The 10,488-nt window shown below is 61.9% G+C and carries 9 protein-coding genes and 1 pseudogene; 8 read left to right on the forward strand and 2 right to left on the reverse strand.

Annotated elements, in window-relative coordinates:
* Positions 1–63: 63 nt before the first annotated feature.
* The 4 genes and pseudogenes from AX702_RS02240 to AX702_RS02260 form a co-directional block, all read left to right on the forward strand.
* Positions 64–690, forward strand: a pseudogene (locus AX702_RS02240) (Tn3 family transposase); the annotation flags it as partial.
* Between the two features lie 127 nt (positions 691–817).
* Positions 818–1,105, forward strand: coding sequence for a flagellar biosynthetic protein FliQ (locus AX702_RS02245; RefSeq protein ID WP_066478080.1), 288 nt, complete (start codon positions 818–820; stop codon positions 1,103–1,105).
* A gap of 15 nt (positions 1,106–1,120) precedes the next feature.
* A protein-coding gene (locus tag AX702_RS02255; RefSeq protein WP_116462942.1) for an IS3 family transposase occupies positions 1,121–2,292 on the forward strand; the annotation gives its coding sequence in 2 pieces (ribosomal slippage) (positions 1,121–1,385 and positions 1,385–2,292; 1,173 coding nt in all).
* 314 nt (positions 2,293–2,606) lie between these two features.
* Positions 2,607–5,120 carry a TonB-dependent receptor plug domain-containing protein gene (locus tag AX702_RS02260; protein ID WP_231731693.1) on the forward strand — a complete coding sequence of 838 codons (2,514 nt, stop codon included), beginning with the start codon at positions 2,607–2,609 and terminating at the stop codon, positions 5,118–5,120.
* On the opposite strand, the gene AX702_RS02265 is transcribed toward AX702_RS02260, so the two are convergent.
* Positions 5,117–6,034, reverse strand: coding sequence for a LysR family transcriptional regulator (locus AX702_RS02265; protein ID WP_066478091.1), 918 nt, complete (start codon positions 6,032–6,034; stop codon positions 5,117–5,119). The two genes, AX702_RS02260 and AX702_RS02265, sit on opposite strands and share 4 nt — an antisense overlap.
* A 256-nt stretch (positions 6,035–6,290) precedes the next feature.
* On the opposite strand from AX702_RS02265, the gene metC reads away from it, so the two are divergent.
* The 4 genes from metC to AX702_RS02285 all read left to right on the forward strand — a co-directional run bounded on the left by metC (position 6,291) and on the right by AX702_RS02285 (position 9,690).
* Positions 6,291–7,517 carry a cystathionine beta-lyase gene (metC, locus tag AX702_RS02270; protein WP_066478093.1) on the forward strand — a complete coding sequence of 409 codons (1,227 nt, stop codon included), beginning with the start codon at positions 6,291–6,293 and terminating at the stop codon, positions 7,515–7,517.
* On the forward strand, positions 7,517–7,714 hold the full coding sequence (locus tag AX702_RS02275; protein WP_156437679.1) for a hypothetical protein: 198 nt from the start codon (positions 7,517–7,519) through the stop codon (positions 7,712–7,714). The genes metC and AX702_RS02275 overlap by 1 nt, the downstream gene beginning before the upstream one ends.
* A gap of 53 nt (positions 7,715–7,767) precedes the next feature.
* Positions 7,768–9,000 carry an APC family permease gene (locus AX702_RS02280; RefSeq protein ID WP_156455321.1) on the forward strand — a complete coding sequence of 411 codons (1,233 nt, stop codon included), beginning with the start codon at positions 7,768–7,770 and terminating at the stop codon, positions 8,998–9,000.
* A 237-nt stretch (positions 9,001–9,237) separates the two neighbouring features.
* On the forward strand, positions 9,238–9,690 hold the full coding sequence (locus tag AX702_RS02285; RefSeq protein WP_066478497.1) for a hypothetical protein: 453 nt from the start codon (positions 9,238–9,240) through the stop codon (positions 9,688–9,690).
* Between the two features lie 68 nt (positions 9,691–9,758).
* Here the strand turns inward: AX702_RS02285 and AX702_RS02290 are convergent, their stop codons facing one another.
* The gene (locus tag AX702_RS02290; RefSeq protein WP_066478100.1) at positions 9,759–10,334 is read right to left on the reverse strand and encodes a recombinase family protein; all 576 of its coding nucleotides are present in this window, start codon (positions 10,332–10,334) and stop codon (positions 9,759–9,761) included.
* Between the last annotated feature and the right edge of the window lie 154 nt (positions 10,335–10,488).

The following is a 10,488-nucleotide window of genomic DNA, read 5'->3' on the forward strand; positions in this document are numbered from 1 at the left end:
GCGGAGACGACAATGCACTAACTATCAACCCGGACCACCCGGTGGGGGCTGCTCACCGCCTGCGCCTTGCTCGGCTACAGGTTCGCCCCCCGTATCCGCGATCTCCCTCAGAAAAGACTCTATGCCTTCACGCCCAACGCGACGCCGGCCAATGTGCGAGCGCTGGTCGGAGGTAAGATCAATGAACCGCTCATCGAGCGCAACTGGCCCGACATCCTGCGCATCATGGCGACGATCGCAGCGGGGATCGTCGCCCCCAGCCAGATTCTTCGCAAGCTCGCCTCTTACCCGCGCCAGAATGAGCTGGCCCTCGCATTGCGAGAGGTGGGCCGCATCGAGCGAACCCTGTTCATGATCGACTGGATTCTTGATGCCGGCCTCCAGCGCCAGGCTCAGATCGGCCTCAACAAGGGTGAGGCCCACCACGCCCTAAAGCGCGCCATCAGCTTCCACCGCCGAGGTGAAATCCGGGATCGATCCGGCGAAGGCCAGCACTATCGCATCGCCGGAATGAACCTGCTCGCCGCCATCATCATATTCTGGAACACCATGAAGCTCGGCGAGGTCGTCAATACCCGGGCCGCCAGCGGTACCCATATCGCGCCTGATCTACTCGCCCACGTCTCGCCGTTGGGATGGGAACACATCAATCTAACCGGGGAATATCGCTGGCCCAAATCCTTAGCGTAGGATTCCGCCCCCTCCCGCAAACGCCCCCTGGTCGCCTGGCTCGGGACGCTCGCGCCGCCTGCATCGGCGATGTGATGCGCTGCCGGGGAGCCCTCGCGGTCCCCGGCCCGCAAGGCGGTCGCGCCTGATGGATCAGTCGATCCTGCTCGACGAAACGGGGCGGATGCTGGCCGTGGCCGGCCTGATCTGCGTGGTGCTGCTCGTGCCGATGATGATCGTCGGGCTGATAATCAGCATCATCCAGGCGGCGACGTCGATTAGCGAACAGACGCTGAGCTTCGTGCCTAAGCTGATAGCGCTGGGGGTGTGCCTGGTCGTGTTCGGGAGCGCGGCGATCGAGCTGCTGACGAAGTTCACCGGCGAGCTGAGGTGGTGCCGGTTTTCTGGACAGGACGCTAAGCTAATCCCGACCTGATGGATTGGTACGGGAATGAAGACGACGAGGAAGCGCTACAGCGCGGATTTTAAGGCGAAGGTAGCGCTAGAGGCGATCCGGGGCGACCTGACGCTGGCGGAGTTGGCAGCCAAGCACGGCGTGCACCATACGATGATCGCATCGTGGAAACGCCAGGCCATTGACGGGATGACGAGCACGTTCTCGGGGGCTGGTGATGCTGCCAAGGCCGTCAGCGAGAGCGAGGTGGAAAAGCTGCACGCCAAGATCGGGCAACTGGTGGTGGAGCGGGATTTTTTAGCGAAAGCCTTCGGTCGATGAGCGTGGACCGGAGGCGGGCGATGGTCGAACCTGCTCACCATCGCCTGTCGATCTCGGCGCAATGCCGCCTGCTGCGGATCAGCCGCTCGTCCTATTACTACGCCCCGGTGCCGGAAACGGACGAGACGCTGGCGCTGATGACGGTGATCGACGAGACCTTCATGGAGTGCCCATGGTACGGCAGCCGCCAGATGGCGCGGCACCTTCGGCGCGCTGGCCATGAGGTCGGGCGGCGGCGGGTACGGCGCCTGATGGCGAAGATGGGTCTGTCGCCGATCTATCAGCGGCCACGCACCAGCGATCCGCACCCGCAGCACCGGGTCTATCCCTATCTGCTTCGAAAGCTGGCGATCGAGCGACCCAACCATGTATGGTGCGCCGACGTGACGTATATCCCCATGCGCCGCGGGTTCCTCTATCTGGTGGCGATCATGGACTGGGCAAGCCGGAGGGTCTTGGCCTGGCGATTGTCGAACACCATGGACGCCGGGTTCTGTGTTGCGGCGCTGGAGGAGGCGCTTACCCGGTTCGGCAAGCCGGAAATCTTCAACACTGACCAGGGCAGCCAGTTCACCAGCTTCGCCTTCACCAGCGTGCTGCGCGACGCCGAGGTCCGCATCAGCATGGATGGTCGGGGGCGTTGGATGGACAACGTCTTCATCGAGCGCCTCTGGCGCTCCCTGAAATACGAGTGCGTCTACCTCCATGCCTTCGAGACCGGATCGGAGTTGAAGGCTGGCCTTGGCCGGTGGATCACCTATTACAACACCAAGCGTCCGCACTCGGGCCTGGCCGGGCGAACCCCGTTCGAGGCCTATGGGCGGATCGGGCAATCAGATCATGGGGGGCATGCCCCCCATGATCTGATGATCAAGCAGGCGGCATGAACGACAACCGGGATTAGCTTAACTCAGCCGCCAAACTGTCCAAGAAGGCGGGACCACCTCAGATATAAGACGCTTTAAGCGCTATTACCCGAACTGCGCTGACCAAGCTGAGCGATCGATGGTTGAGTGCAGACCACCTTGCAGCTCCACGTCGAAACCAAAACAACCAGCGGCCGAACCGATAACCTATCCTGATGACCTGCAACGAATCGCGGATGGGGGTTGTTTAGTTCTTGGCGGCAGCCCGGCCATACCAATAGCTTCCCATCGTCAAGCTCGTGTGAGGAAGCGAGAAACGCAGGGGAGGGTAGGGTATGCCGAAAGTCGAACAGTACGTCGGCATGGTGGCGCTCGCGTGGGCGCTTTGCGCCCAAAGCGCATGGGCTCAAACCGTCGATCCGGACGAGGGCGCTCTTAAAGGTACAGAGGCGGCGACCGCTCCTCAAAGCGTCGAGCAAACGAGTGCCACTCAGGGGGATATCGTTGTCACCGGAACCCGCCGCGCGGACCTACGGGCTGCCGACGCCGCTCTGCCAATCGACATCATCTCAGGTGAGAGGCTCACCCGGCAAGGCAGCTCGGACATCAACGACGTGCTCCGCGCTGAGGTGCCCTCACTGAACATTCAGCGGTTTGTCAGCAACGACGGCGCAGTTTTCACCCGCCCGTTCTCGCTGCGCGGTCTGCCGCCCGACCAAACACTGGTCCTCGTCAACGGCAAGCGGTTCCACCGGGGCGCAACCGTCCAGTTTACAAACATTCCATACATTCGCGGGTCGCAGGGTCCCGATCTGAGCGCGATCCCCTCGATCGCCATCGGCCAGCTTGAGGTACTGCGCGATGGCGCCTCCGCCTTGTACGGTTCCGATGCGATCGCCGGCGTGCTGAACTTTCGTCTACGCACGGAGCGCGAAGGCGGAACTCTGATCGCGCGCTACGGTCAATTTTATGAAGGGGACGGCCGCGACTTCCTGGTCCAGGGCAATGTGGGTTTGCCGTTCACCGATGCCGGCTTCGTCAATATCAGCGGCGAGTATGTCAATAGCGATCCGACCTCCCGCGGTATTCAGCGGGCCGACGCGCAAGCTCTAATCAATGCCGGCGTGCAAGGCGTACCCGTTCCTGCGCAACGCTGGGGGAACCCGCAGGTGGAAGCGGCGAGGATGTTCGTCAACGCCGGCGTCGATCTGTCGGACTCGCTGAAATTCTATACATTCGGCAACTACAGTTGGAGCACCGGCGACACCGAGTTCTTTTACCGCAATCCAAACTCTAGCTTCATCGCCACCAGCGTTCCGCTTACCACTGCACCCGGCGGCGCTCGTTTCAGCTTTCGCGAACTGTATCCGGGCGGTTTCACTCCCACTTTTGGGGCCACTGTGACCGACGCATCCCTGGTCGGTGGCCTGAGGGGAGAAGCCAGTTTTGGACTTACCTACGACCTCAGCGCCTCATTCGGGCGTAACACGGCCAAGTATCGAATCTTCGACACCGTCAACCCGTCGCTCGGCCGAGCCTCTCCAACCGACTTTCGACCTGGCAAGCTCGAGCAGCGCGAGCTGAACTTCAACCTGGATCTCGCCTATCCTCTCGAACTCGGCCTTGCCGAACCGTTCACGCTCGCCGGCGGCGGCGAGTGGCGTCGCGAGACGTACGAGATCACGGCTGGCGACATTCCCTCTTACCAGATCGGACCATTCGCATCCGTCATCGACCCAGATACGGGACGGCGTACCGGCCTGCCGGTCGGCTCGAACGGCTTTCCGGGCTTCAGTCCCACCCAGGCTGGGGTTTTCTCACGAAGCAATTGGGCCGTCTATTCCTCATTGGAAGGCAATCTGACCAAAAGGCTTCAATTCGGGCTGGCCGGGCGCTTTGAGGATTTCACCGATTTCGGCAGCCGTTTTACCTGGAAGGTGAATGCGCGTGTCGATCTCATCGACGAGTTCGCCGTCAGAGGCTCGGTGAATACGGGATTTCGTGCGCCAACTCCTGGCCAGTCCAACTCCTCGCAAGTTCAGACGAATATCGACTCGGTAACGGGAGCGCCGCTTACGTCGGGCATTGTCGCTCCGAGCAACCCCGTCGCGCAGTTTTTTGGAGCGACCTCGCTGAGACCCGAACGCTCATTCAACATAGCAGGTGGCGTGGTCGTCACTCCCGCCCGCCGGGTCACGCTCACCGTGGATTATTTCAACATCAAGGTCGAAGACCGCATCGCGGTTTCCGGCAACTTCAACCTCTCCCAAGCGCAACGCGACCAGCTTGCCGCTCTCGGCATTCCCGGAGGAGAGTCTTTCCAGCAGGTGAGCTTTTTCACCAACTCCTTTGACAGTCGCACTCAAGGCGTCGACGCCGTGCTGACGGTAGGCTTTGACCTCCCCGGTGGGCAGGGCACCTTCGGCGTCAACGCGAACTACACGGATACCAAGGTCGTCCGAGCAACTCCGGTGATCGCCGCCGACCGCGAGCGGATACTGGAGCTGGAGCGCTTCATCCCGAGGTGGAAGGGTAACACGTCCTTCAATTATGAGGGTGAGCGCGTAAGCTTTCTTGCTCGGGCCAATTATTATGGAAAATGGACCGACTACGGGGCGATAGCTTCTGCTGACCAGACCGGCGGTGCCGAGATCCTCGTCGATCTTGAAGCGTCATATAAGCTGACCGAGATGTTCCGGGTCGCGGTCGGAGCCGAGAACGTCTTCGATAACTATCCGGACAAGGAGCGTCGCGCGTCCCAGATCGCCAACGGCATCCGCTATCTGCGGTTCGCGCCGACCGGCTTCAACGGCGGCTTTTGGTACGTGCGAGGTACGGCAAAATTCTAGTCGACCGCTCCGTCTGTGCTGCCCGAAACGAAGGCCGTCCGATGTTCCTCCAAGACGGCGATGAACGCCTTTGTCACCTGTGACATCGGCCTCAGACTCGACGTGAACAGCATGTACTCGAACAGCACTTCCGGCCTGAATGGCCGGACGATCAGCCCTCGCTCGACATAGTCGTGGGCCGTGATGGGATTTAAGATGGAGCAGCCGAGCCCCTGCAATACCAGAGCACAGATCGTCATGGCGTATTGCGTCTCGATGACCACTTCGCGCTGCACACCCGCGTCCTCGAAAACTCGGTCGATCCGATGACGGGTACGGTCCTCGAGCGCGAGCGAGATGAAGGGCTCGCCCTCCAGGTCGGGCGGCGTGATCACCGCCCTGTCCGTCAGCGGATGGCCGGTCGGCAGCACGCAGGCTCCTGCACATCGCAGGAACGTCTCCATGGCGACTCCAGGCATCTCGCGCGCCGGCGTTGCCAGACCGATATCGAACTGCCGGTTCGCGATCCATTGCCGCACCGTGGAGGAGCTTCGGGTCTGGAGTTGCACCGTCACGCCCGGATAACGGCTTCGAAAGGTGCGAATGACAGCGGGCAGGAAGCTGACGCCCAGCGCAGGCAAGGCTGCCACGCGCAGGGTCCCGGCGGAAGCGTTACGGATGTCGGCTGCGGCCTGTTTGAGTGCGGCGATTCCAGCGAAGTTGCGCTCCACTTCAACGAGAAACAGGTCGGCCTCGGGGGTGACCGCAAGCGCCACGCCCTTGGAGCGGGTGAAGAGCGGGAATCCGAGCTGATGCTCAAGATCGGCGAGGAGCTTGCTGACGGCCGGTTGGGATATGTGAAGCGCGACCGCCGCCTGCGTGACCGATCCCGACAGCATAACCGCGCGGAACGCTTCCAACTGACGCAAATTCATTCAGGGCGCTCCGCGGCTATTCCGTACGCTTATAGCCGGACCGCTCGGCTGGTTCGCAAGACATGACTTCGGCACGGTCCGCCCAGCTCCGATCAAAGCGCCCTCTGAAGTTAGAGACGCCAGTCAAACCAGCCTATCTATCGCCGCGGCAGCCTACACTCGGTATTGACCGCATAGACGGAACGGCATGCCCGCACCTTCCGGGTTCGACTATTCGGCTGCCTTCAAAAACCCTTGCAACATCGGACCTCTAAAAATGAACAACCTGACCGCGGGCGCTGGGAAAACGAGCGCCGAAGATGACCTTGTCTCCGACCTGACAGCGCTGATGCACTCGACCTCGCCTTCTGCTCAAGAGGCTGGCGTTCTGAACCCGCCCGTGCATCGGGCGACGACCATCGTCTACGATAACGTCGAGGCCTATATCGACCGGCATAGCCGTCTGTATGACGGGGTGACCTACGGCCTGTATGGAACCGAGACCACCTTCGCTCTAGCGTCGGCGATCGCCCGGTTGGAACGGGGGCACCAGACGGTGCTCACTTCCTCGGGCACCTCTGCGATCACGCTCAGCCTTTCCGCCTTTCTCCAAGCAGGCGATCACCTCCTCGTGATCGATACCGTATACCGCTCAACCCGTCGGTTCTGCGACGAGGTGCTGAAAAGCTACGGAGTGGAGGTGTCATACTTCCCTCCCGCGATCGGCGGGGACATCGCTTTGCTGATCCGACCCAACACGCGCATGGTCTTTATGGAAACGCCTGGGTCGCTCACGTTCGAGCTTGTCGACGTCGCTGCGATCACCGCAGTCACGCGATCACGCGGCATCGTCACAGCGCTCGACAACACCTGGGCGACTCCGCTGCTCTTTCGGCCGATCGAGCACGGGGTCGACATCTCCATCGCCTCCGCCTCCAAATATCTGTCCGGCCATTCGGACGTGATGCTCGGTGCCATGAGTGCGGCGTCCGATGAGATTTATAGGCGGCTGAAGGACACGGCAGCGCGCTGGGGGAGCTCGGCGAGCCCGGATGATTGCTACCTCGTCCATCGCGGCCTTCGCACACTCGACGTTCGGCTGGAGCGGCACCAGCGAACGGCGTCGGAGCTGGTGGCCTGGTTCCAAAAACAGCCGGAGGTACGGAAGGTGCTCTATCCTTCGCTGCCAACCTCTCCCGACCACGGGATTTGGAGCCGCGATTTCGAAGGGGCCTCAGGCCTTTTCGGCGTGTTGATGAACCCGATGTCTCCTGCGGAGCGCTCGTCGTTTTTCAATGGGTTGCGCCTATTCAAACTGGGGTCGAGCTGGGGCGGCTTTGAAAGTCTGATGGTCCCGGCGTGGCCGCTGCCGGCCCGCAGTTGTTCGGAGATCGAGGAAGGTTCCCTGATCCGTGTGCATGCCGGTCTGGAGAGCGGACCCGATCTCATCCACGATCTTGAACAAGCGTTCGCCCGCCTCCGGTCAACTGCCCGGACCGTATGATGATGACGGTCTACCCAAATTTGTGTGCAGCTGCACGAGCATCCTGGCGCCTGCCCGGCGAACTTTGCTTGGCTGCGACGCTCTCGGAATCGGAGCTTCTCCGGAAGGACGGCCCGATGGGGAAAGAGAAGGCCGCGATCTTCGTGGCGACGTCCAACAGCTATAAAAACCTTGCAGATGCGGCGAACGCGACGTGAGGCGACCATCAGCGCCCGACTCGTTGCTGCGTCGCGAGATCGGCAGAATCGGCGTGGCGACGATCGCTATGAACGGTGTCGTCGGCTCCGGGATCTTCGCTTTACCGGCGGTGGCAATCGCCCAGGCCGGCTATTTCAGCCCGTGGCTGTTCATCCTCTGCGGCGTTCTGATCCTTACCGTCGCCTTGTCCCTGGCGCGAGCGGCAAGCTTCTTCGATACCACCGGCGGTCCGATCGTTTATACGACCCACGCATTTGGACGTTTCGTCGGCTTTCAGACCGGACTGTTGATCTATGTAAGCCGGGTCGCTGCAATTGCGGCGAGTGCTAACCTGATCGTCAGCTATGCGGTGCCCTTTTGGGCTCCCTTGTCATCCGGATTTCCGCGGACGATCGCAATCAGCTCTTATATCGCGCTTGCAACGGTTCTGAATGCGGCCGGGGTGCGCGCCGGGATGACGGCAGTTTATGCGATCAGCATCCTGAAGCTGGTGCCTTTGTTGCTTCTGATCCTAGTCGGTTTGCCAGAGGTTGAGTGGGGGCTGGTGACTAGCGCCGACGGGTTGGAGCCTGAGCCGCTCGGGCGAACCATGCTCGTCTTGCTCTACGCATTCATTGGTTTCGAGTTCAGCTTGATCAACGCAGGCGAAACGCGGAACGCTCGATCGGAGATACCGCGGGCGTTGGTGACCACCGTCGTTGCGATCGCCATCTGTTACGCACTGATCCAACTCGTCGCCGTATCGGTCGGTCCCGACCTGGGGAATAGCGATCGGCCGCTGGTGGACCTAGCCAGTCGCCTCATGGGTCCACTAGGCGCGCTGGCGCTCGGCTTAGGTGTCATCTTCTCGATAGGCGGTGGAAGCCTGACGTCCCTACTAACTGCGCCACGGCTCACATTTGCTCTTTCGCGGGACGGTACGCTACCGGCGTGGTTCGGTGTCGTTAACGATCGAACCAATGTACCCGTCAACTCGATCCTGTTCTGCGGGGCGTTCAGTATGGTGCTGGCCCTAGGCCAGCACTTTATCTGGCTCGCAACCCTCAGCACTTTCGTGCGCCTGTTGACCTACGCCTTGTGCATCGCCTCGCTACCCTTCATCGAGAGGAGTGTTCCTGAGCAAGCTGGGCAGTTTCGTCTTCCCGGTCGCCTCTTGATACCCATCGCGGCCTTTGTATTTACGCTTTGGCTACTTGGTCAGTCGACTGGTCAGCACCTTCTTATAGCTGGTCTGATCGTTGCGTTGGGAGCGATCATCTTCTGGTTTTGCACACGCAGTCGGTAACGCAACCGCCGTTTTTCCTCCATCCGGAGTTAGAGTCCGACCCCAAGAGTGAGGATCCCCCGGTTTCTCAGCCAGGTTGAGGGCGAGTACCGAAACCGTCCAGCGGGTGAGAACCGTCGTACAAATCTCCACGCACTTCGTGCGTCACAGGATGACCTGACAGCTTCTTATCAGCAATTCCAGCAAAGCTGTGATTTTCTTCTTTCGTTCCGGGTGCGACTGACTCATAGAATGGTCATGCCGATCGCGCGTGAACATCGCTGGCTTTACCCGATCGACTGGCGCGAGTTGTCCAGCCTGATCCGGTTCAGCCGCGCCAAGGGACGGTGCGAGCATTGCCGTCGGCCGCACGGCCGGGACGTGCTGCACCTCGGCGATGGCATCTGGTGGGACGAGGATACAGCGACCTGGCGCGACGGGCAGGGCAGGGGGCTTCGCCGCCTGCCATCGCCCGACGAACTGGCGCGTGTGCAACCCGGGTTGGCTGGCATCGACCCGCCCGCCCAAACGCGGATCACGCGCGTGGTTCTCGCCAGCGCGCACCTGAACCATGATCCCGGCGATAACCGGCCGCGCAACCTGGCCGCGCTCTGTCAGCGTTGCCACATGGTCCACGACGCGACCGAGCATCGGCGGCGCCGGTGGCTCAACGCATTCCGGGTGCGCGCGATCGGCGACCTGTTTGCCTGACTGCCGGGCCGCAGGTTCGGTCCCAAGGGTTGGGTGGGACAAAGACGCGGCCGCCGAACGACGACCACCTACTTCGGCGGCCCTAGGGAGCTGCGCCCGCCGGGTATGTGCCGATAGAGCGTCGACGGCTGCACGCCGATCTGCTGCGCTACCTCCTCGACGGTAATGGTGGGGTCTGCGAGCATCGCCTTGGCGCGCTTGATCTCGGCCGGCCCCATTGCCGGCTTGCGCCCGCCACGCCGCCCCAAGGTCCGCGCTTGGGCAAGCCCGGCATAGGTGCGCTCCAAGGTCAGCTCGCGCTCGAACTCCGCCACGGCCGCGAAGACGTGGAAGACGAGCCGCCCGCCGGGGCTGGTGGTGTCGATCGCCTGGGTGAGCACCCTGAGGCCGATCTCGCGCTTGGCGAGATCTTCGGCCGTCTCCACGAGCTGCCGGACGGAGCGCGCAAGCCGGTCGAGCTTCCACACCGCCAACGTATCGCCCGCACGCAGATAGTCGAGCGCGGCTTTCAGCTCCGGCCGGTCACGCTGCGCGCCCGACGCCTTCTCCATGAACACCCGCTCGCACCCGGCTTGCCGGAGCGCGTCGAGCTGTAGGGCAGGGGACTGGTCGCGGGTGGACACGCGCGCGTAGCCGACGAGCAAAGCCGTTCTCCGAAAACTCGACTTAACCTAGATGCATTTCGGAGGAGGAAACAAGGGACGGTTTTCGGAGCCTGAACAGGCCGTTTCGACGGCCTCGGCTGTAAACGCTCGCGCTAAATGGCGGCGTTCTGATCGCGCTATTTGTCAGTTGCCG

The organism is Sphingomonas sp. CCH5-D11 (assembly GCF_001557395.1).
In the GTDB taxonomy this organism is placed as follows: domain Bacteria; phylum Pseudomonadota; class Alphaproteobacteria; order Sphingomonadales; family Sphingomonadaceae; genus Sphingomonas.